This is a genomic window from Arcobacter peruensis, assembly GCF_003711085.1.
Taxonomy (GTDB): Bacteria; Campylobacterota; Campylobacteria; order Campylobacterales; family Arcobacteraceae; genus Poseidonibacter; species Poseidonibacter parvus.
Genome location: NZ_CP032363.1, coordinates 899317 through 919455, shown reverse-complemented (window position 1 = coordinate 919455; position 20139 = coordinate 899317). Strand labels below are relative to the sequence as shown.

Genomic DNA, 20139 nt, shown 5'->3' with positions numbered 1-20139 from the left:
AATGCAAGAATTTATTTATTATAATCCAAAAGAACTAGATTTCCCACTAAGTGAAGAAATTTTAGTTACAACAAATATCGAAGATACAAAAGAAAAGAATTTTTTAATATCAAATACAAAAGAAGTACAATCAGAATTAAACGCAAGTGAAATAGAATTTTATATAAATAATTCACAAGATTCAGTATCAACAAAAATTGAAAATGTATTAAAGCTTTATGAAATTGCTGCAAGTAAATATGATTTTGCACAAGATATATCTTATTCAGAAGATGTTTCAAAACAATTATTACTAATTACAAACTCTCAAGAAGAATATGAAGCTTTTGCAGCTTGTATTAAGCCTGATGATTTTGAACTATTTTCTGTAAATGAAGATATTGTAAAAGAAATCTCAGGCCATATTGGAAATCTTACAGTTATAGTTGATGATGAAGGTAAAGATGTTACTTTAAATGTTTCTCAAATTGTTTGGTTTGATGCAAAACAAATAGGTCTTAATCAAAGTGGAACATTTGATCCAAATCTTTCAAGTGTAGAAGAAGTTGTACAAACTTTAAAAGAGAATATTAATGAATATTCTTACAAAAAATTTACAACATATGATCAAAGTATTTGCCAGTATCATGAAAGAAGAGAAGAAATTTGTTCTAAATGTGAAGAGGTTTGTCCAACTGTTGCAATCACTAAAGATGATGAAACAAAAACATTAGGCTTTTCTCAAATTGATTGTCATGGTTGTGGTGGTTGTGTTTCTGTTTGTCCAAGTGGTGCAATAGATTATGCTCCATCAAACAAAGAGTCATTATTTGAAATGAGTAAGTTCTATGAAGAAACACACCCTTTAGTAGTTCCTGAAAAAATGAATATAGGTGATTTAAATCTTTCTTTAAAAGAAAATGTTTTACCTTTTGCGGTTGAAGGAGAAAAGTTTTTACATGAAGCTTCATTTTTAACACTACTTCAAATATCTGGTTCACAAGTAATTTTCTATAGTGATTTTATTTCAAAAGGAAGTGGAGATGCTATTAGAATTGTAAATGATATTTATCAAGCTAAATATGGTAAAGATGCTATTTTAGTTGCTATGAACGAAGAAGAACTTCAAAATGCACTTGAAGAAGTTTCATTTATAGAAGGTTCAGAATTTAACTTCAATCAAGATTCACTTAAAAAAAGAGAAATCTTCTCTCACAGATTACAAAAAATTGTAGGTGATGAAGATTTAGGCGAGGTTAAAACTGGAGAACACGTTCATTATGGACTTGTAAAAGTAAATGAAGATAAATGTACTTTATGTCTAGTTTGTGTGGGAGCTTGTAATGTTGATGCACTACAAGCAGATGCAAGTGATAATACTTTAAGACTTAATCCATCATTATGTACATCATGTGGTTATTGTGAAGTTTCATGTCCTGAAGCTGATTGTTTAACTATTGAAAGAGATGTAATAAAATTAGAGCCAACTTGGTTTAAAGAAAGTGTTTTAGCACAAGATGAATTATTTGCATGTGTTGAGTGTGGGGTAGAGTTTGCAACAGTAAAATCTGTAACTAAAATTGCAGATATGATGGCTCCGTTATTCTCACATGACCCTGTTAAAGAGAGATCTTTATACTGTTGTGCTGATTGTAAACCAAAAATTATGATGCAAAATTATTATGATCAAAAAAATAAAGGAAATGACTAATGCAAGATACTCAAGGAATAAATAAAGCTAGAGCTCTTTATTATAATTTATTTGCAAACTTTTTTATAGTTTCATCTAAAAGTGAAAACTATTTTGAATTAGTAAGATTAATTAATATTCTAAAAGATAGTCCTTTAGATATTGAATCAGGAAAAGCTTTACAAAATATTTCAGATGAATTAGATCCTAGTTCAAATGTTGCTTTAGTTCAAGAATTTGATGATTTATTTCATAGTCCTTTAAACAAAAAAATAAGACTTACAGCTTCTTATTATGATGAAGGTGTTGAATCAGGTAAAAAAAGAGTAGAAATGATTCAATTTGTTGCAAAAACAAAGCTAAGACGTGATGAAAAAAGCTATTTTGATTATGAAGATTCAATTGGATTTATTTTTTCTTTTATGGCTCAATTATGTGATAATATTGCTAATGGAGAAAAAGAGTATGAAAATACAGTTCATTGTATTTTCTCACAAATTTTAAATGATTTTGTAGATGAGTTTGCAAAAGAAGTTTATGAAAGTGAAAATGCAAAAATATTTGCACAATTGATGATTGTATTACACTCATTTGCTGAATTTGAAAGATTATATTTAGAAGTTTCAAAACCAAAGCCAAAAGAAAAAATTAAAAAAGAAGTAAAAAGTGATGGAATTTCTGATGAAGAATTAGAAAGACGAGCAAAAAATAAAGCTTTAAAAGCTTTAGGTCCAAAAGAAGACATAGTTGCAGGACCTGTTGATACAGCAACAGCAATGGAAACAGATATATAAATAATAAATCCTTAGAGATTTTATTAAGAAAATTAAGTTTTTTTAATAAAGTCTCTAATTCAAGGGACTTAATTTCTATAAGGAGGTCAGTCATGCAAGAAAGTAGAAGAAATTTTGCAAAGAAGACAGCACTTGTTGCTGCGGGTGCTGCAGCAGTTGCGGGAACTAGTGTATTGGCGGCTAACGGTGATTCACATACACAAAGTGATGAAAATAATGGTGTTGTTTTAGGAAGCTCTACAAAAAAAGAGATTCTATACAAAAAATCTGCGGCTTGGGAAGAATATTACAAGACTGCAAAATAAAAGGAGTAATGTATGTCAGCAAATACATATGAAACTCTAAATGCAAAGGTAGGAAGACGGTCATTTATGAAAATGGCTGCGGTTGCTACTGCATTTGGTGTTACGTCTTCTTTTGCTAGTACAAATGCAACTAGAAAAGCTACAGAGGAAGAGATTAAAAATCCATTCCCTGGTTCAAAAATGGTGAAAACTGTTTGTACAGCTTGTTCTGTTGGTTGTGGTGTAATAGCAGAAGTACAAAATGGCGTGTGGGTAAGACAAGAAGTTGCTCAAGATCACCCTGTATCACTTGGAGGGCACTGTTGTAAAGGTGCTGATATGATTGATATGGTTAGATCAGAAGTAAGACTTAAGCATCCTATGGTTAAGAAAGATGGACAATGGAAAAGAATTTCTTGGGATGAGGCTTTAGATGGTATTGCTTCAAAATTAGAAGATCTTAGACAAAAAGATGGTCCAGATTCAACAATGTTTTTAGGATCAGCAAAATTCGGTAATGAGCAATCATATTATTACAGAAAATTTGCTGCAATGTTTGGAACTAATAATATAGATCACCAAGCTAGAATTTGACATAGCTCAACAGTTGCCGGGGTGGCAAACACATGGGGTTATGGTGCTATGACAAATTCTTTAGGAGATATTCAAAATTCTAAAGCGATAATTATTTTTGGAGCAAATCCAGCAGTAAATCATCCAGTAGGGTTCCAACATTTCTTAAAAGCAAAAGAAAGAAATAACACAAAGATTATTGTAGTAGATCCTAGATTTACTAAAACAGCAGCAAAAGCTGATTATTATGCACAAATTAGACCTGGTACTGATATTCCATTTATGTATGGAATGTTAAATATCATCTTTAAAAATAATTGGCATGATAAAAACTTTATCAACGATAGAGTTTTTGGTATGAAAGATATCATGGAAGAGGCTAAAAATTGGCCTATTGAAAAAGTTGCAGAAGTAACGGGTGTTGATGCAGATTTAATTGTACAAATTACTAAGCATTACGCACACAATACACCAGGTACATTAATTTGGGCTATGGGATTAACGCAACACACAAATGGTACTTCTAATACAAGAATGGCTCCAATTTTACAATTGGCACTTGGTAATATGGGTGTTGAAGGTGGTGGAACTAATATTCTTAGAGGTCATGATAATGTTCAAGGTGCAACTGATTTTGGTTGTTTAGCTGATTCATTACCTGGTTATTATGGTTTATCAGAAGGTTCATGGAAATACTTCGCTTCTTCATGGGGTGTAGATTTTGATTGGCTTCAAGGTAGATTTAAAGATCCTTCATGGATGGGTAAAAAAGGTTTCACATTAGCTAGATGGTGGGCTGGTGTACTTGGTGAAAATGAAGGCGAAGATGCAATTCACAATGCAGGAACAAGATTAAAAGCTTTATTTGTTATGGGTAATGGTATTACATCAACTGCACAAACAAAAAAAGTTAAAGAAGCTCTAGATAACTTAGACATTGCAGTATTCTGTGATCCATTTGTTAATGAGGGTGCTATTATAACTGATAAGCAAAATGATGTGTATATTTTACCAGCAGCTACTCAGTTTGAAACAAGCGGTTCAGTAACAGCTACAAACAGATCTGCTCAATGGAGAGATAAAGTAGTTGAACCAATGTTTGAATCTAAAACAGATGAAGACATTATGTTTGAATTAGCAAAAAGACTTGGATTCTATGATGAATTTACAGCTGGTATGAAAATGAATGATGATAAAAAAGATTTCAAATGGCCAGAAGATGCAACAGATGAGATAGCTAGAATTATCAAAACTATTGGATTAACAGGTTGGACAGCTAAAAGATTAAAAGCACACCAAGAAAATTGGCACATGTTTGACGAAGTAACTTTAAGAGGTTATGGAGATATGACTGGTGAGTACTATGGTTTACCATGGCCTTGTTGGACAGAAGGACATTCAGGAAGTCCAGTACTATACAATATTAACAGAAGTGTTAAAGAAGGTGGTATGGGATTCAGAAACAGATTTGGTATGGAAAGAGATGGTGAGAATTTACTAGCTGGTAAAGGTAGTGCACCAAAAGCTTCAAGTAACAAAGATGGATATCCTGAAATTAATAAAGATAACATTGAAGCTGTTTTAGGAATTACTTTAACAGAAGATGAGAAATCTAGAATTGGTAAAAACTGGAAAGTTGATAAATCAAATATTATTGCTGAAAAATGTATGGAAGCTGGAATAGCTCCTTATGGAAATGCAAAAGCAAGAGCAAAAGTATGGGGATGGGCAGATGAGATTCCAAAACATAGAGAACCTCTACATTCGCCTAGAACAGATTTAACAAAAGATTATCCAAGTTTTGCAGATAAGCCAAATCACTGGAGAGTAGATACAAGATATATTTCTGAGCAAACTAAACAAGATTGGGCAAAAGATTTCCCAATTAACCTTGTAACAGGAAGACTTGTAAATATGAATGGTGCTGGTATGGAAAATAGAGCATCTAAGTATCTTGCAAAATTAACACCAGAAATGTTCTGTGATATTAATCCAGATTTAGCTGGTAGATACGGAATTAGAGATGGTTCAATGATGTGGATTCATTCACCTCAAGGAACTAAAATTAAAGTAAAAGCACATTATTCTTATTCAGTTAGTCCTGATAGAATATTTATTCCAATTCACTTCGCAGGTGTAATGGAAGGTGAAAGTTTACTTCATAAGTATCCTGATGGAACTGCTCCTTATGCTACAGGTGAGAGTGCAAATACTGTTACTAACTACGGTTATGACATTGTTACTCAAATACCTGAGACTAAGGGTGGATTATGTCAGATATCAAGAGTGTAGGAGAGCAAAATGAGTAATAATAATGTAGATTTCGCAAGTATGAGATTTTACTGTGATGAAAACAGATGTATTCATTGTGATGGTTGTTCAGTTGCTTGTGCCGAAGCTCATGAGTTACCTGTTGAGATCTCTAGAAGAAAAGTTGTAACTGTAAACGAAGGTAAGCAAGGGATGGAGTTTTCTTTATCTGTTGCTTGTATGCACTGTACAGATGCACCTTGTGAGCAAGTATGTCCAGTAGATTGTTTTTACATTAGACAAGATGGTATTGTTTTACATGATAAAGATAAATGTATTGGTTGTTCATATTGTTTATATGCTTGTCCATTTGGAGCTCCACAGTTCCCTAAAAATGGAGCATTTGGAACAAAAGGTGTAATGGATAAGTGTACTATGTGTGCTGGTGGTCCATTAGAAACAAATAGTGAACATGAAAGAGAATTATACGGTCAGAATAGAATTTCTGAAGGTAGAGTTCCTGTTTGTGCTGCTATGTGTTCAACAAAAGCTTTATTAGTAGGTGATGCAGAATCTGTATCAAATATTTTTAGAGAAAGAGTAATGGCATCTGGACATGGAGTTCAGTCTGCACCTTACGGTTGGGATAAAGCGTATGGAAAATAAAAGTTTTCTAAGTGAGTATAAGGTCTATTTAATTATAGGCCTTCTATTCGTCCTTTTAACATATTGGTACTTTTGGTTAGCAACTATTGCAGATATTTCATATGTATATGAATTTATTTTACAAATGTTGCAAGGTAATTTTACAGGGCAAATTGTTCCATTTGAAAGTTTAACTAACTATCAACAAATGGAAGTTGGTTTATTTGGACCAGATTACCATTCAATTGCACCAGAAGTAATAAGAGCATTTGAAGAGAGACAACATTTACTACCTATAGTATTTTTAGTTGAATTTTTATTGTTCTTAACAATGTTTATTGTTGCAAAGGGAAGAAAACAAGCAAAAATTACTAGAGCAGAAGATACTGTTCAAGTATATTCTATTTTTCAAAGATTAGTACTAATGTTAAATATTATCATTATGATATATTTATTTATCACTGGTTTTTCAATTACATTTGGAAATGTAACTGGTGGTGGAGAAATTGCTAGATTTATGAGAGCAACTCATGAAATTGTTGGAGTAGGTTGGATACCAGTTTGGCTTATTATGACAATAATTGCTTTTAAAGATCATAAGTATTTTGCAAGACCAAGTATGAAGATTTGGAATAAGATCTTTTTGCGAGGAAAATATGAAGCAATGAATAGAATTAATTATTATGCGTACGTAGCTTTTGGCTTCTTACTTGTATTAAGTGGTTTTATTATTTGGTTTATGTTCCCTGATGCAGCAACACATGCTGAAACTATTCAGGTTAAAAGATTGCTTTTATTTGTTCACTTTATGGGAAGTGCGATTATTTCGTTCTTTACATTTGAAACAATTTATTCATATTTTGTTTCAGTGAAAGGTTATATTCCTGGTATAATTACTGGAAGATTACCTGTTGAATATTTAGAACAATTTAGACCAGAAATTTTAGAATACGAAGATTTAAAAAAATAGATTAAGTAGTTTTACTCCTTAGGGAGTAAAGCCTCTTTTCTTTTTTATAATATAGATATATGCAAGATTTGCATATTAAGGAAAAACATGGAAAATATAGAAAACGCCAAATATTTAAAAACAGTAATTATTGACAAACTTATAGAAAATGAAGCGACAGAATTTGAGGATGTGACAATTGATGAATCACGTCTTAACTTGTATTTAAATGGTGAAAAAACTATATCTATGATGTGTATTCCAAAAGATCAAGATGCTCATGCAATTGGTTTTTTAATGAGCGAGAATGTAATTTCAAGTGTTGATGATATAGAAGAATTAAGTGTTAGTGAAGATGGATTAAGAGTAGATGTAAAGGCTAAAATTAATGATGGTTCATTAGAAAACCTTTATAAAGAAAAAACACTTGTAAGTGGTTGTGGTGGTGGAGTTACTGGAAATATTGAAGGTTCTTTAGAAATACCTTTTAACCAAACTGCATTTACTATAAAACCAGAAACAATCTCAAAAGAAGTAAAAATCTTTTACAAAGAGAGTGAATTATATTATCTAACTGGTTGTGTTCATAAAGCTATGATTTATTTACTAGATGGGTCTACTATTACTGCTGAAGATATTGGGCGACATAATGCAATTGATAAAGTTGTTGGTAAATGTAAATTAAAAGGTTTAGATACATCAAAATCAGTTTTATTTGTATCAGGACGTTTAAGTTCTGAAATGGTTACAAAAGCTGTAATGCACAAAATTCCTATTATTGTATCAAGAACTGCACCTACATATTTAGGTGTGCAAGTTGCACATAAACATGGAGTTACAATGATTGGTTTTGCAAGAGGTAAAAAAATGAATTTATATACACATCAAGGGAGAATAGATGTCTAGTATTGATGATAATTTAGATTTTAAACTTGATAATATTCAAAAAGAATTAATAATGACAAATTTAGACGAAGACGGAAAAATGTCTTGTCTAAAGGCGTTTAAAGTTGCACGTTTAATTGGACGAGAGCCAAAAGAAATGTCTGCTATTACAAAAAGTTTAGGTTTAAAGATAACAAATTGTGAGTTAGGTGTGTTTGGAAAGATTAAATTTCAAGATCCAAATATGGCAGTTTACAATAAATTAGAAGAAAACTATAATGGGAAGAAAAGACTTGGTTGTGAAATTCTATGGGAAGAAGCTAAGAAAACTTCTTTACGTACAGTAGGTTCTACAGTTAAGGGTACTGATATTGATGTAGTACATTGTCAACTTGGATGTTTTAGAGAAAAGCAAGGACATAAAGCGGGACATCATGAAAGTAAAAGTTAAAATTTGGATTGAAGATGAAGAACAAAATCTAATTTTTGGTGGTGGAAAAACTGAAGTATTAGAATTAATTGATGAAACAGGTTCTATTTCAAAAGCAGCTCAAAAAGTTGGGATGAATTATAAAAAAGCTTGGTCACATATAAAAATATTAGAAAAACATATTGAAGATGATTTAGTACATACAAATAAAGGACAAGGTGAGCTAAGTGGTAGCTCACTTACTCCAAAAGCAAGAGAAGTAATACAAACATATAAAATCTTACAATATGATATTAAAAAATATGCAGACAAAAGATATAAAGAGCTATTTTTGAAAGATAACAAAGAGATACTAAAGATTAAAGAAGGTGAAAAGTGATTAAATTAAATTCTTTACAATACCCAAATGTGCAAAATTTGCATATATCAAATGAACTATCATTAGGAATATTAAAAAGTAATGATGAATATGAAAAACTTGAAAATAGTTTTAAAAAAGAATATTCATTTTCTAAGTTAAATACTTTTTCATTCTCTAAAAGTGGTTTTCTCGGACTATTTTTAGAATTAAAAGAAAAAGGGAAAATTGCTGTAAGTATTGGAGAATCACATGCAATTGTTCAAGCAGCTAAACAGTATGAAGCCTTAGGCTTTGAACTTGATTGGATTAGCTTACAAAAAGATGGAAATATAAATGTAAATGATATTAAAAATACAAATGCAGATTTTATTTTTATCTCTTCTTATGTAATTGATACTTTTGTAAACGTTGATTTAGAAGAAATCAAAACACTTAGCAAGGCTACAATTATTTCAAATGCAAGTGCACAGTTTTCATCTTTTAGTGATGCTGTTTATTTTGATGCATATAAATTAAGTGGTTATGCCTTATCTTCAGTTTTATTATATAACAAGGAGTTATTTGAAGAGCAAGTTATTGGTTTTAAAGATGTAGCCTCTTTAATTGCTATTAGTGAAGGTTTAAAAATACAATCTTTTCATACTTCACAAAAAGATATTTTCAAGCAAAAGCTTATTGAGGCTTTTGGTGAGGATTTATACTTTTTTGTAGATTCAAAACAAACACTTCCTTTTTCTCTTCATTTTGCATTAAAAAACATAAAAGCAAGAGAAATTATTAGAACATTAGCATTAAACTCTATTCATATTACAAATGGTGAAGGATGTTCTTTAGGTTTATCCATGCCTTCACGAGTTATTCAAGAAATGGGATATGAAGAAATCATTTCAAGAAATGCAATTTCATTAACTTTTACACAAGAGTTTGAAGAAGAAGAGATTGAAAAAATTATAAAAACATTTGTAAAAAAATATAAACAAATAAAGGTTTTAAATGAGCAATAAAATGAATTTTTTAGATTTTCAAGAAGCTGTAAAGATTAGCTTAGATTTAGCAAAAACAACAACTCTAAAAGAAATAATACCAATTTCAAAAGCTTTAGGAAGAGTTGTAGGAAGTGATGTACTTTGTAAGAAAAATCTTCCTTCTTTTAATAACTCAGCTATGGATGGATTTGCTTTTAAAATCAAAGATGCAGGAAAAACACTAAAAATAAAAAAAGTAATTTTTGCAGGTGATAAAGGTGATGATGTAAAAGCAATTTTAGAAGAGGATGAATGTTATAAGATTATGACAGGAGCAAAGGTTCCAAGTGATGTTGATACTATAATTCCAATTGAAAATTGTATAAATGCAAATGAACAAACTGTAACACTTCCAAGTGATTTAAAAGAAGGAAGTAATTTAAGATTAAAAGGTGAAGAGCAAAAAGAGGGAAATGTATTATTTAAAAAAGGTGAAGTTATAAACTCATCTCATATTACTCTTTTAGCTTCTCAAGGTCTTATGATGATTGAAGTTTTTAAGCAAATTTCAATAGCAGTTGTATCAACAGGAAATGAGCTTAAAGAACCTTGGGAAGCAGCAAATGAAGAAGAGATTTACAACTGTAACTCTTATGCTTTAGTTTCACTTTTAAGTGAAGCAGGATTTGACGCAACTTATAGTGGTGTAGTTCCTGATAATTTAGAAGAATCTATAAATTTTATATCTAATCTAAAAACTTATGATGTTGTAATTACTACAGGTGGTATTTCTATGGGAGATGCAGATTTTGTTGGTGAGGCATTTATTCAAAATGGTTTAAAAACTGCTTTTCATGGTGTAAATGTAAAACCAGGACGTCCTATTATGATGGGAAGTATAGAACATGAAAATAAGCAAACTTTTGTAATGTGTTTACCTGGAAATCCACTAACAGCAATGGTAAATATGCAACTTTTTGCAATTCCTGTATTAAATAAAATACAAGGTAATAGTGGTTTTTACCATGATATTTGTATTGCAAATAATGTACAAGAATTTAAAACAAAAAAAGGACGAGTAAATTTAGTACTTGGAAATCTAGAAAACGGAGGATTTAGCGTAACAAGAAACAATAAATATGGTTCAGGAATGATTACTGCTTTATATGAAAGTAATTGCATCTTAGTAACAGATGAGAATACTTCAAATATAGAGCAAAAGCAAATGGTTAAGGTTATTAAGTTTAATAACAAGTTATTACAAACACAAATAAATATATTTAATTAAAAGGAAAAATAAAATGAATTTAAAAAAACTGGCTTTACTTACAGCATCGGTGTCAATGGTTTTTGCAACAAGCTTAAGTGCAAAAGACTCATTAATGATGGCAACAACAACAAGTACTGATAATACAGGTTTATTAGATTATTTAGCTCCTATTTTTGAAAAAGAAACAGGAACAAATTTAAAATGGGTAGCAACTGGTACTGGAAAAGCTCTTAAAATGGGTGGAAATTGTGATGTTGATATCTTATTTGTTCATGCACCTGCATCTGAGAAAAAATTTATAGCTACTGGATTTGGTGTTGATAGAAAGCAAGTTATGTATAATGATTTTGTAATAGTAGGACCAAAAAAAGATCCAGCAATGGTAAATGGAATGACTCCAAGTGATGCTTTACAAAAAATCAAAACTAACAAATCAAACTTCTTCTCACGTGGTGATAATTCAGGAACAAATAAAAAAGAACTTTCTTTATGGAAAAATGCAAATGTAGATACAAAAGCTGAATCTTCATGGTATGTTCAAACTGGTCAAGGAATGTTAAGAACTATTAACATGGCATCTGAAAAAGGTGGATATACAATGACTGATAGAGGTACTTGGATTAAATATATGTCACAAACTGGTGATAAAAATATGATGAAAGTAGTAGTTGAGGGTGATAAATCATTATTCAATCAATACTCTGTTGTTTCTATTAATAAAGAAAAATGTGCAAATGTAAAACCAGAACTTGCAAAAAAATTCACAAACTGGGTTGTTTCACCAACTACTCAAAAAACAATAGCTGACTTTAGATTATTAGGTCAAGCTTTATTTATTCCAAACGCTGATAAATAGACAAAAGGTTTTAATAGAAAATGAATTTATTCACCGATGGTTTTAATGAGGCAATTGATTTATTAGTCTCAGGTAATGAGAGTGTGTACTCTGCAATTACTACAACTATAACTGTGTCATCATGGTCTTTACTAATTAGTTTAGCAATAGGGCTTCCTTTAGGATTTGCTCTTGGTTACTATAACTTTTTTGGTAAAGCAGTAATAAGAACTATTGTTGATACGCTTCTAGCCTTACCAACAGTAGTAATTGGTCTTATTGCATATACTATGCTTTCACAAGCTGGGCCATTTGGTGAGTATAATTTACTATTTTCACAACAAGCAATAATAATAGGTCAAATAGTACTAGGTTTACCTATTATAATTGCACTTACAGCAACTCAAGTTGAATCAGTTGATAAAAGACTGTATACCTCTTTAAAAGGCATGGGAGCTAGCTCTTATCAAATATTAGTAGCAACTCTAGTAGAAGCTAGATTCGGTCTTATGACAGCTGCTATGACTGCTTATGGAAGAATTATCACAGAAATTGGTATTTCGATGATGGTTGGTGGTAATATTAAATACCATACAAGAACAGTAACAACTGCAATTGCACTTGAAACTGGAAAAGGTGAGTTTGTAACTGGTATTGCTTTAGGGCTTGTATTATTTGCAGTAGCATTGATTGTTAATATCGCATTATCATCTTTAAAAAGGAAATGGACACAGTGAGTACTTTGTATGAATTAGAGAATATCGAGCAACATTATGATGGTAAAAAAGTATTAAGTATAGATAGCTTATGTCTTGAAGAAAATAAAATTATTGGTTTTTTTGGACCAAATGGTAGTGGTAAATCAACGCTATTTTCATTACTTTCTTTTATAGATAAGCCAACAAGTGGAACTTTACATTTTAATGGAATTGATAATAAACATATAAATCAAGAAACAAAACAAAACATAGTTATGGTTCCCCAAAATCCATATTTGTTAAAACGAACAGTATATGAAAATGTAGCGTTTGGATTAAAGCTTAGAAAAGATTTTAAAGATATTGAGCAAAGAGTTGAAGAAGCTTTATCTTTAGTTGGACTTGATAGCTCATTTATCAATAGAAAATGGTCACAGCTTTCAGGTGGAGAAGCACAAAGAGTAGCACTTGCAGCAAGACTAATACTAAAACCAAAAGTTTTAATCTTAGATGAACCAACAAGTGGAGTTGATACAAACTCAGCGCAACTAATCAAAGAAGCGATTCTAAGTGCAAAACAAAAGTACAATACTACAATATTTATTTCAAGTCATGACCATAACTGGCTAAATCATATCTGTGATAGTAGAGTAGCACTTTTTCAAGGTAATTTAGTAGAAAGTGGTAGTGTAAACTTACTTTTTGCACCATGGGAAAAAAGCCCTGAAGGAAATCTTGTAAAAGTATTTATAGATGGTCAAAGATTACTTATACCAAATAGTTACTCTAAAAAAAGAGACTCAGTAGTAATGATAAACTCAGATGATATAGAAATCTGTAGAGAAAACTGTGATGATATGAAAAATTCTAATACTTTAATAGGTGAAATTCAATCAATAAGACAAGAGTCCTCAACTCAAAACTTACTTATAGAGTTTAGTATTGGAGGTATTTCTTTTAATAGTAAAATCACAAGAGAAGAGATGCAATCTCAGACCTTACTACCTGGTGATAAAATCCATGTGAATATAAATGTTGATGAGGTTTGTTGGATTTAAAATTTCAATGAGTCTATGAAGTAAGCTACTAGAAAGAATTAATACATCTTTGAGTAAATTAAATGGTACTGCAAAAACTTCCGGAGAATTAATATCTGAAGTAACTGACGGAGCCAATTTAGTTAATGGGAAAGAAACTTGGGAGTTATTTGAAGATAAAAAAATGATATTGAATGTATGAAGCAATGCTTACAAAATAAATACTTAACAAGGTGTTTTAATAAATTCAAAAGAATTATTTCACAGAATTCCGGGGACGTTTACTTAATTAACTAAGTAGTTAAATTAGTAAACTATCCCTCTTTTTTACTAATGTTTAAAATTTGTAAAGTACATTTTCTCTTTATTTAATTTATTACTCCATGGTAACCCTGAATTTTTCCATCCATTTTCCAATCTAAAACCTTTTTTATCACCAGTTTTAGTTTTTGAACCTTCAAATCCATCTGTTACAACATAAACTTTTGAATATCCATGACCTTCTAATAATTTAGTTGCAGGTGCACCTCTTGTTCCACCACTTCTACACATAATCAAAATAGGTGTGTCTTTTGACATACCTTTCATTTTTAATGCATTTGCAATATCTTCTTCAAAATATTTATTTTTTTCTAATTTAAATACAGGTTTTTTACTGTGCCACTCATTTGTATTAGTAGTCATAAATGGAATATTATAATCTACGACATCAGTAAAACCAACAAACATGATTTCTACAGGATCACGAACATCTATAAATAAAACATTATCTTGATCAGCTTTTTTCATTGAATTAGCTTCTTTAGCATCCACATATAAGCCCCATTTCGTTTGTTTTTTTGGTGATGTTGGTGTAGGTGCTGATAGTAAAGCACTACTCATAACTATTGATAATAATGTTGTAATTAATATTTTTTGCATATTTTTCCTTTTAATCTGATTTTTAAAATTATATATAATTATTCTTAAACTTAGCCAAATTATTATAATTATAAATTATTAATATAGTATAATTTTTAATTATAATAGTAGGCGATTTGACAACTATATTACTTTATTTAAATACTGAATCAAGACTAATTATGTGACAATACAAAATCAAAAATATTTAGAAAATATAAATACCAAGGAAATATTAAAATGGAAATAAGTTATTCAAAAAAAAATCATCTAGAAATTAACACTAGTGTTTTATATAAATCTTCAGAATTCAAAGAAAGTGTGATGAAAGAATCGGCAGAAAAATTTGTACTTATTTCACAAACGACAAGATATATGCCAGATATAAATCATAAAGGAGATTTTACTAATATTGTTTCATTTTTTGACAAAATGAAAGAAGAATATCTAAACGAGAGCTCTTATAAAAATATATTTAATGGATGGGAAGAAGAGCCTTCAAAGCTAGTTTCCTTTTTAACTCCTCTGTATCATATGGGGTATTTTTTACTTTTAGCAGATATTTCAAATAATAAAGATTTAAAAAACAAACTTAAAAACAGAGCTTCAAGTTTTTTAAGAACTTACTATAAATTTGAAGAATATCAAGCTATTATTGCTGCTAATGAGGATGCAAAAGTAAATATAAAATCTTTAGATTTTAAAGGGCTAATTGCTCAATGGATGTCTTTTATCAATTCATTTTTAAGTGATTTTTCTGTTTATTTAATCAAATCAAATCAAAAAATGACTAGTGAAAATAAAGATGAAATAGAATTAAATTTTAAAAATTTAATGAAAGATATTAAACCAAAAACTCTTAATATTAATGAAGAGGTTTTGACTTACTTAAAATAGAATTAATAGATGATTCATTTTCCTCAATGTAATTAGATATGACCTGTTTTAACAAATATTATTGTTTCTTCTTTTACAAAAGGAAAATGTTCACTTAAGTGGGGGCTTCTTAGCCAAGTGTTTTTTACATAAGCTCCATATTCATCCATAAATGTACCACTTAAAACAAATATTTCTTCTCCACCCCAATGTTTATGAGCTAAAAAACGTTCATTTTCTGGCCATTTTACTAAAGCAGTTTGATCAGATAAAGGCATAACCTCTAGATTACCTTGGCCTTCTAACCAATTTGTTTTTTGTGTATTGATAATAACTTGTTCATTATTTGAAAAATGATTAGTTTTTCTAAATATTACACATGTATTTTTTGAGGATACTTGGGCTTCATCTTCTTTTGAAAGTTTTAAATATGTACCTTTTTCAAACTCTCCATATTCATTAACATAAATACCTTCAAGTACGAATATCTCCACACTATTTATTAATGAGTTTTTATTTAAAACACTTGAATTATCTAGTTTTATTAAAGCTGTTTCTTGATTGTCTTTTATTGCTAAAATTTTTTTAAAGACATTTTCATATTTACTTTTTTCCCATATTAATTTATCTGTATTTATTAAAGCTCTTTTTTCATAATCACTATTCACAGTATTTTCCCTTAGTTACAATAAGGACAATCATAATCTGCATCTTCAGGTTTTTTGGGATGCGTTTTATTGTCTAGTTTCTTTTTATCAAAAGCGTGATAATTTTTGCACTCTTTTACAAAAGCACTTTTAGGACTTGAGGCATAGAAGAATTTAAATCTTTTATATTTACCAATCCAGTTTTTAACTTCTTGATTTAAATCTGTATCAGAACGACCAAAGTTTTGAACTACAAATAGACCACTTTTACTTTCATATCCTAAAGCAAAGTTACCAGCTGATATTTTTGTGATTTCATCATCGACACTTTGATTTGTTAGAGCATGAGAACTTTTCATTCCAATAGATCTTTTCATTTATTTTCCTTACAATCATTTTTCTAAATGATATTGATATTAAGCGTACGATACCATCCTTTGCCTGAAAATATAGCTAATATGTATTGTGATATAATTGCTTTTATATAAAGAAATAAAAGAACGAGGAACAATAAAATTATGAAAATATTAAAATCCTTCTTTTTTATATTAGCACTTGTATCTACTTTGTTTGAATATTTATCTGCAGAATCATCTACTAATTCAAATGATGCTTTAATATCCTTAGCAAAATCAAAACTTGGCAGTCCCTATGTTTATGCTAAAACTGGTCCTATTCTGGAAGAGCAAATAGTGTAACTATTTCTAATATAGATGGATGGTATAAAGATAAATTTAAATGGGGAATAAATAGGAAATAAAATTAATGTACACAATATGAACTTTACTCCAATCCTAAGTTACACTTAGATAAAAATTATCGGTTTTTAACTTTGTTTTTTATTTTTATTAGCTTATAATATAAGCTATAAATTATTAAAAAATAAAGGATTAACTATGAAAAATAATACTACAGAATATGATAACATCCCTCAAGAAGCATTTGATTGGTATGATGAATATGCACACGGCATAATAGATAGACGTACTTTTATGAAAAAACTTGGAGGCTTAACTGCTCTTGGTTTTACTATGGCTACATTAACTTCTGCTTTATTACCAAATTATCTTTTAGCAGAGCAAGTATCTTTTAATGATGAAGGTATAAAAGCAACATATGAAGAGTTTGATTCGCCTGAAGGTCATGGTAAAGGAAAGGGTTATTTAGTAGTTCCAAAAAATTTAGATGGAAAAGCTCCCGTAGTATTAGTAATACACGAAAATCGTGGCTTAAACCCTTATATCAAAGATGTTGCAAGACGACTTGCTAAAGCTGGTTTTATTGCTTTTGCTCCTGATGCTTTATATCCTTTAGGTGGATATCCAGGGAACGATGATGAAGGTCGTGCTATGCAAAAAACAATGGATAGAGCAAAAATTCAAAATGATTTTGTTGCAGCTGCACACTTTTTAAAATCGCACTCTAATAGTAATGGTAAATTAGGCGCTGTTGGTTTTTGTTTTGGTGGTTATATTGTAAATTATTTAGCTGCTGTTGATTCTAAGCTTATTAATGCTGGAGTACCTTTTTATGGTACACCTGCAAGTGCAAACTTACGTAAAAATATTAAAGCACCTCTTATGATTCAATTAGGTGAATTAGATAAAAGAGTTAATGCCACATGGCCTGAATATGAGCAGGACTTAAAAGCTAATAATGTTGAATATACAATGCACATGTATAAAAATGCTAACCATGGTTTTCATAATGACTCAACAGGTCGATATGATAAAGCAAATGCTCAACTTGCATGGGAAAGAACAATTGAGTTTTTTAATAAAAAATTAACTTAATATTTACTCTTTCGACCCATAATAGATAAAGACTTTAACTCTTATAAATAATTTAAGAGTTAAAGTATTGTCTAATAAAAATGATGAAGCATTAGAATTTTTTTAAAGCATCAATAATATCTTCAGGCTCAGCTCTTGTTCTATAGTCTACATCTACATGCCTCCATGTAATAATTCCATCTTTTCCAAGTACATACGTAGCAGGAATAGGTAATATGTCTGCATTTCCATTATTGATTGATTCTAGGTCAAGACCTCTATCTATTTTCATATGGTCTGTTAAAAATTCAGGTACTTTCCATGCTACACCATATTTCGATGCTACACTTGCGTTTTGGTCTGATAGAACAATAAAGTTCATCTTTGATATCTCATCTATGCTTAGTGAATTATCAGGTATTTGAGGACTGATAGCTACGAGTTGTGCGCCAAGTGCATGAATATCTGCTAATCTTGATTGCATCGCTTTTAACTGTAAATTACAATAAGGACACCAGCTTCCACGGTAAAATGTAACAACTACAGGACCTTCTTTTAGTAGTTTTTCTAAAGAAATGATTTTATTTTGTGCATTTGGTAATTCAAAGTTTGGAGCTTTTGTATTAACTTTTACTGCATTTTTACCTTCTTTAAATTCTTTTGCAGTGTTTACTACTTCATCAACTGTTTTCATAAAAGCAGGATTTGCTTCTCTTCCCATTGCAACTTTTTCATCTGTTTGTTCTTTCAATGTTTTCATATTGTTCCTTTGAGTTTTTTAATAAAAAATTAATTTAATGTTCTTTTTTCTAGAATACTAATTAGGATATTAAGGAAGTTAAAGAGTTAGAAAAATCCTATAAAAATAGGATTTATCTTAGTTTATTTCTTTTCTGATAAACTTTTTAGTGAGCTTAAAATATCATATTTTCTTAAGTATAGTAGGTTTATAATTGATGTTATCACAATAAAAAGAGCGATAATAACAAGAGGTAATTTAGGTTCATCTCTTAGTATAAACTCTGCTAGTAAAGCACCTATCATTGCACCTATTCCATATAGATAAAAAAACACTGTGTAGATTAATTCTTTAGATTGAGTTCTTACTTTATTTCTTATTAGTAGATAAAAACTTATTAAAAAACCTAAACAAGCTATCATAATAATAACTCCTGTGAATAATCTAAAGAATGTTGGGTCTATTCCTATAGGCTTAGCCATTTCGATAAATGCTTGAACTGAAACTGGCCAAGCAAAAAACTTTGATAAAACAAATCTTATTAGAAGAAGACCACTTAACAATGTTGTGATTTTCGTAAATATACTCATAATTTTCCTTAATTTTTATTTGATTTTATAATTTATAATTATTAGATTTTAGCTAACGCTACAAGTTCCATCAGTACAGATTTCATCATTATTATCATCCCAGCTAGATAAGGCTGTTCTTGAAATAACACCAGCACTAGTCATTGCAACAAAATCTGAAAGATCTATTAATTCTTTTTTAGAAATATCATCTTCTAATGCTTCTGTAAACCTTCTAGTTGAACATACAGTACAGCCTAATGTTAATGTAACGGCTAACCCTACTAAATGTTTTTCTCTTTTTGATAGAGATGAATCCTCACTTATTTCTTTTAATGCTTTTACTGCTTTTAAATCTTCACCTGTCATTTTTAATCCTTTTATTTTTAATTTTTATTATCTAATCATATTTAGAATATTTTTTATTATAATTTCACCATCTTCTTTTGATGAATTATATTTACCATGTACATGAAAACCATGAACCATTGTTATAATAGTTAGAGACATTGCCCTTGCATCTGCACTAAATTCATCCATTTCTTTTGCCTGTTGAAGGTTAAGCTCTAATTGCATACGAATTTTTTTAAAAAACTCTTCTGGAATTTCATATGCCTGTGTATCTAAAAAATCTTTTTCACACATTGTATTAGAAAATAAACAACCTTTGTAATTCTCACTAAAGGCAAAATTCCTAAAAAAAAGTTCAATACCTTTTTTTCCAGGATTGTCTTTTAAAATAGAAACTTGATTTGAAGCTCGTCTTTTATAATAATTATTTAATGCATCTTTAAAAAGACCTTCTTTATCTTTAAATAAAGAGTACATAGTTCCACGATTTAATCCTGTATGTGAAACCAACTCTGCTATAGATACTGCTTCATATCCTTTTTGCCAAAATATTTCCATTGCACGATCAAGTACATTTTCTAAATCATATTCCACAGGTCTTGCCATTATATATCCTTTGTAAATACATTATAGAATAGTA

Annotated in this window: 24 protein-coding genes; 17 read left to right on the top strand and 7 right to left on the bottom strand. The window is 29.9% G+C overall.

Going from position 1 to position 20139, the window contains the following annotated elements:
- The first annotated feature begins 1 nt into the window (after nucleotide 1).
- The 14 genes from D3Z07_RS04690 to D3Z07_RS04625 all read left to right on the top strand — a co-directional run bounded on the left by D3Z07_RS04690 (nucleotide 2) and on the right by D3Z07_RS04625 (nucleotide 13666).
- Complete coding sequence (locus D3Z07_RS04690; RefSeq protein WP_122893187.1) at nucleotides 2-1690, top strand: 4Fe-4S binding protein; 1689 nt, start codon at nucleotides 2-4, stop codon at nucleotides 1688-1690.
- Nucleotides 1690-2463, top strand: coding sequence for a TorD/DmsD family molecular chaperone (locus D3Z07_RS04685; protein ID WP_122893186.1), 774 nt, complete (start codon nucleotides 1690-1692; stop codon nucleotides 2461-2463). The genes D3Z07_RS04690 and D3Z07_RS04685 overlap by 1 nt, the downstream gene beginning before the upstream one ends.
- Nucleotides 2464-2555: 92 nt before the next feature.
- Nucleotides 2556-2768 (top strand): Tat pathway signal protein, encoded by a 213-nt coding sequence (locus D3Z07_RS04680; protein WP_076085534.1) that lies wholly within the window; start codon nucleotides 2556-2558, stop codon nucleotides 2766-2768.
- A 12-nt stretch (nucleotides 2769-2780) separates the two neighbouring features.
- Nucleotides 2781-5612, top strand: a complete 2832-nt coding sequence (locus tag D3Z07_RS04675) for a formate dehydrogenase subunit alpha (RefSeq protein ID WP_122893185.1) — start codon at nucleotides 2781-2783, stop codon at nucleotides 5610-5612.
- 9 nt (nucleotides 5613-5621) lie between these two features.
- Nucleotides 5622-6236, top strand: coding sequence for a formate dehydrogenase FDH3 subunit beta (fdh3B, locus tag D3Z07_RS04670; protein ID WP_076085540.1), 615 nt, complete (start codon nucleotides 5622-5624; stop codon nucleotides 6234-6236).
- Nucleotides 6226-7185: a cytochrome b/b6 domain-containing protein gene (locus tag D3Z07_RS04665; RefSeq protein ID WP_076085543.1), complete on the top strand. Its 960-nt coding sequence runs from the start codon at nucleotides 6226-6228 to the stop codon at nucleotides 7183-7185. The genes fdh3B and D3Z07_RS04665 overlap by 11 nt, the downstream gene beginning before the upstream one ends.
- Before the next feature lie 87 nt (nucleotides 7186-7272).
- A complete protein-coding gene (gene fdhD / locus D3Z07_RS04660; protein WP_228144696.1) occupies nucleotides 7273-8070 on the top strand; it encodes a formate dehydrogenase accessory sulfurtransferase FdhD in 798 nt (265 codons plus the stop codon).
- Entirely contained in the window at nucleotides 8063-8500 is a 438-nt protein-coding gene (locus tag D3Z07_RS04655) for a ModE family transcriptional regulator (protein ID WP_076085546.1), read from the top strand. The genes fdhD and D3Z07_RS04655 overlap by 8 nt, the downstream gene beginning before the upstream one ends.
- On the top strand, nucleotides 8484-8858 hold the full coding sequence (locus D3Z07_RS04650; protein ID WP_076085549.1) for a winged helix-turn-helix domain-containing protein: 375 nt from the start codon (nucleotides 8484-8486) through the stop codon (nucleotides 8856-8858). Before D3Z07_RS04655 ends, D3Z07_RS04650 begins: the two co-directional genes overlap by 17 nt.
- Nucleotides 8855-9844: a cysteine desulfurase gene (locus D3Z07_RS04645; protein ID WP_122893184.1), complete on the top strand. Its 990-nt coding sequence runs from the start codon at nucleotides 8855-8857 to the stop codon at nucleotides 9842-9844. Before D3Z07_RS04650 ends, D3Z07_RS04645 begins: the two co-directional genes overlap by 4 nt.
- Nucleotides 9834-11093 carry a molybdopterin molybdotransferase MoeA gene (locus D3Z07_RS04640; protein WP_122893183.1) on the top strand — a complete coding sequence of 420 codons (1260 nt, stop codon included), beginning with the start codon at nucleotides 9834-9836 and terminating at the stop codon, nucleotides 11091-11093. Before D3Z07_RS04645 ends, D3Z07_RS04640 begins: the two co-directional genes overlap by 11 nt.
- Before the next feature lie 13 nt (nucleotides 11094-11106).
- Complete coding sequence (locus D3Z07_RS04635) at nucleotides 11107-11931, top strand: substrate-binding domain-containing protein (RefSeq protein ID WP_076085558.1); 825 nt, start codon at nucleotides 11107-11109, stop codon at nucleotides 11929-11931.
- A gap of 20 nt (nucleotides 11932-11951) precedes the next feature.
- A complete protein-coding gene (locus D3Z07_RS04630; protein ID WP_076085561.1) occupies nucleotides 11952-12647 on the top strand; it encodes an ABC transporter permease in 696 nt (231 codons plus the stop codon).
- Nucleotides 12635-13666: an energy-coupling factor ABC transporter ATP-binding protein gene (locus D3Z07_RS04625; RefSeq protein ID WP_076085564.1), complete on the top strand. Its 1032-nt coding sequence runs from the start codon at nucleotides 12635-12637 to the stop codon at nucleotides 13664-13666. The genes D3Z07_RS04630 and D3Z07_RS04625 overlap by 13 nt, the downstream gene beginning before the upstream one ends.
- Before the next feature lie 309 nt (nucleotides 13667-13975).
- On the opposite strand, the gene D3Z07_RS04620 is transcribed toward D3Z07_RS04625, so the two are convergent.
- Nucleotides 13976-14566 carry a rhodanese-like domain-containing protein gene (locus D3Z07_RS04620; RefSeq protein WP_122893182.1) on the bottom strand — a complete coding sequence of 197 codons (591 nt, stop codon included), beginning with the start codon at nucleotides 14564-14566 and terminating at the stop codon, nucleotides 13976-13978.
- A 219-nt stretch (nucleotides 14567-14785) separates the two neighbouring features.
- On the opposite strand from D3Z07_RS04620, the gene D3Z07_RS04615 reads away from it, so the two are divergent.
- Nucleotides 14786-15442 carry a hypothetical protein gene (locus D3Z07_RS04615; RefSeq protein WP_122893181.1) on the top strand — a complete coding sequence of 219 codons (657 nt, stop codon included), beginning with the start codon at nucleotides 14786-14788 and terminating at the stop codon, nucleotides 15440-15442.
- Nucleotides 15443-15474: 32 nt separating this feature from the next.
- Here the strand turns inward: D3Z07_RS04615 and D3Z07_RS04610 are convergent, their stop codons facing one another.
- Together D3Z07_RS04610 and D3Z07_RS04605 are read right to left on the bottom strand one after the other, a co-directional pair.
- The gene (locus D3Z07_RS04610; RefSeq protein WP_076085573.1) at nucleotides 15475-16089 is read right to left on the bottom strand and encodes a cupin domain-containing protein; all 615 of its coding nucleotides are present in this window, start codon (nucleotides 16087-16089) and stop codon (nucleotides 15475-15477) included.
- Between the two features lie 11 nt (nucleotides 16090-16100).
- Nucleotides 16101-16445, bottom strand: a complete 345-nt coding sequence (locus D3Z07_RS04605) for a hypothetical protein (protein WP_076085576.1) — start codon at nucleotides 16443-16445, stop codon at nucleotides 16101-16103.
- A gap of 141 nt (nucleotides 16446-16586) precedes the next feature.
- Between D3Z07_RS04605 and D3Z07_RS04600 the strand changes: the two genes are divergently transcribed.
- Complete coding sequence (locus D3Z07_RS04600; RefSeq protein ID WP_122893180.1) at nucleotides 16587-16766, top strand: hypothetical protein; 180 nt, start codon at nucleotides 16587-16589, stop codon at nucleotides 16764-16766.
- A gap of 198 nt (nucleotides 16767-16964) precedes the next feature.
- Nucleotides 16965-17861, top strand: a complete 897-nt coding sequence (locus D3Z07_RS04595) for a dienelactone hydrolase family protein (RefSeq protein ID WP_122893179.1) — start codon at nucleotides 16965-16967, stop codon at nucleotides 17859-17861.
- A 91-nt stretch (nucleotides 17862-17952) separates the two neighbouring features.
- Here the strand turns inward: D3Z07_RS04595 and D3Z07_RS04590 are convergent, their stop codons facing one another.
- The 4 genes from D3Z07_RS04590 to D3Z07_RS04575 form a co-directional block, all read right to left on the bottom strand.
- Entirely contained in the window at nucleotides 17953-18600 is a 648-nt protein-coding gene (locus D3Z07_RS04590) for a peroxiredoxin-like family protein (protein WP_122893178.1), read from the bottom strand.
- Nucleotides 18601-18722: 122 nt separating this feature from the next.
- Nucleotides 18723-19169 (bottom strand): spermidine synthase family protein, encoded by a 447-nt coding sequence (locus D3Z07_RS04585; protein ID WP_122893177.1) that lies wholly within the window; start codon nucleotides 19167-19169, stop codon nucleotides 18723-18725.
- Between the two features lie 48 nt (nucleotides 19170-19217).
- Entirely contained in the window at nucleotides 19218-19517 is a 300-nt protein-coding gene (locus D3Z07_RS04580; RefSeq protein WP_122893176.1) for a carboxymuconolactone decarboxylase family protein, read from the bottom strand.
- Nucleotides 19518-19544: 27 nt separating this feature from the next.
- Nucleotides 19545-20105 carry a TetR/AcrR family transcriptional regulator gene (locus D3Z07_RS04575; protein ID WP_122893175.1) on the bottom strand — a complete coding sequence of 187 codons (561 nt, stop codon included), beginning with the start codon at nucleotides 20103-20105 and terminating at the stop codon, nucleotides 19545-19547.
- Nucleotides 20106-20139 lie beyond the last annotated feature (34 nt).

Excerpts from the sequence above, each read along its gene's own strand:
- D3Z07_RS04625 (WP_076085564.1), top strand. The coding sequence starts at position 12,635 with ATGGACACAGTGAGTACTTTGTATGAATTAGAGAATATCGAGCAACAT.
- fdhD (WP_228144696.1), top strand. The coding sequence starts at position 7,273 with ATGGAAAATATAGAAAACGCCAAATATTTAAAAACAGTAATTATTGAC.
- D3Z07_RS04575 (WP_122893175.1), bottom strand. The coding sequence starts at position 20,105 with ATGGCAAGACCTGTGGAATATGATTTAGAAAATGTACTTGATCGTGCA.
- D3Z07_RS04580 (WP_122893176.1), bottom strand. The coding sequence starts at position 19,517 with ATGACAGGTGAAGATTTAAAAGCAGTAAAAGCATTAAAAGAAATAAGT.
- D3Z07_RS04585 (WP_122893177.1), bottom strand. The coding sequence starts at position 19,169 with ATGAGTATATTTACGAAAATCACAACATTGTTAAGTGGTCTTCTTCTA.
- D3Z07_RS04595 (WP_122893179.1), top strand. The coding sequence starts at position 16,965 with ATGAAAAATAATACTACAGAATATGATAACATCCCTCAAGAAGCATTT.
- D3Z07_RS04615 (WP_122893181.1), top strand. The coding sequence starts at position 14,786 with ATGGAAATAAGTTATTCAAAAAAAAATCATCTAGAAATTAACACTAGT.
- D3Z07_RS04590 (WP_122893178.1), bottom strand. The coding sequence starts at position 18,600 with ATGAAAACATTGAAAGAACAAACAGATGAAAAAGTTGCAATGGGAAGA.
- D3Z07_RS04605 (WP_076085576.1), bottom strand. The coding sequence starts at position 16,445 with ATGAAAAGATCTATTGGAATGAAAAGTTCTCATGCTCTAACAAATCAA.
- D3Z07_RS04685 (WP_122893186.1), top strand. The coding sequence starts at position 1,690 with ATGCAAGATACTCAAGGAATAAATAAAGCTAGAGCTCTTTATTATAAT.
- fdh3B (WP_076085540.1), top strand. The coding sequence starts at position 5,622 with ATGAGTAATAATAATGTAGATTTCGCAAGTATGAGATTTTACTGTGAT.
- D3Z07_RS04650 (WP_076085549.1), top strand. The coding sequence starts at position 8,484 with ATGAAAGTAAAAGTTAAAATTTGGATTGAAGATGAAGAACAAAATCTA.
- D3Z07_RS04690 (WP_122893187.1), top strand. The coding sequence starts at position 2 with ATGCAAGAATTTATTTATTATAATCCAAAAGAACTAGATTTCCCACTA.
- D3Z07_RS04630 (WP_076085561.1), top strand. The coding sequence starts at position 11,952 with ATGAATTTATTCACCGATGGTTTTAATGAGGCAATTGATTTATTAGTC.
- D3Z07_RS04680 (WP_076085534.1), top strand. The coding sequence starts at position 2,556 with ATGCAAGAAAGTAGAAGAAATTTTGCAAAGAAGACAGCACTTGTTGCT.
- D3Z07_RS04655 (WP_076085546.1), top strand. The coding sequence starts at position 8,063 with ATGTCTAGTATTGATGATAATTTAGATTTTAAACTTGATAATATTCAA.
- D3Z07_RS04635 (WP_076085558.1), top strand. The coding sequence starts at position 11,107 with ATGAATTTAAAAAAACTGGCTTTACTTACAGCATCGGTGTCAATGGTT.
- D3Z07_RS04620 (WP_122893182.1), bottom strand. The coding sequence starts at position 14,566 with ATGCAAAAAATATTAATTACAACATTATTATCAATAGTTATGAGTAGT.
- D3Z07_RS04665 (WP_076085543.1), top strand. The coding sequence starts at position 6,226 with ATGGAAAATAAAAGTTTTCTAAGTGAGTATAAGGTCTATTTAATTATA.
- D3Z07_RS04640 (WP_122893183.1), top strand. The coding sequence starts at position 9,834 with ATGAGCAATAAAATGAATTTTTTAGATTTTCAAGAAGCTGTAAAGATT.
- D3Z07_RS04600 (WP_122893180.1), top strand. The coding sequence starts at position 16,587 with ATGAAAATATTAAAATCCTTCTTTTTTATATTAGCACTTGTATCTACT.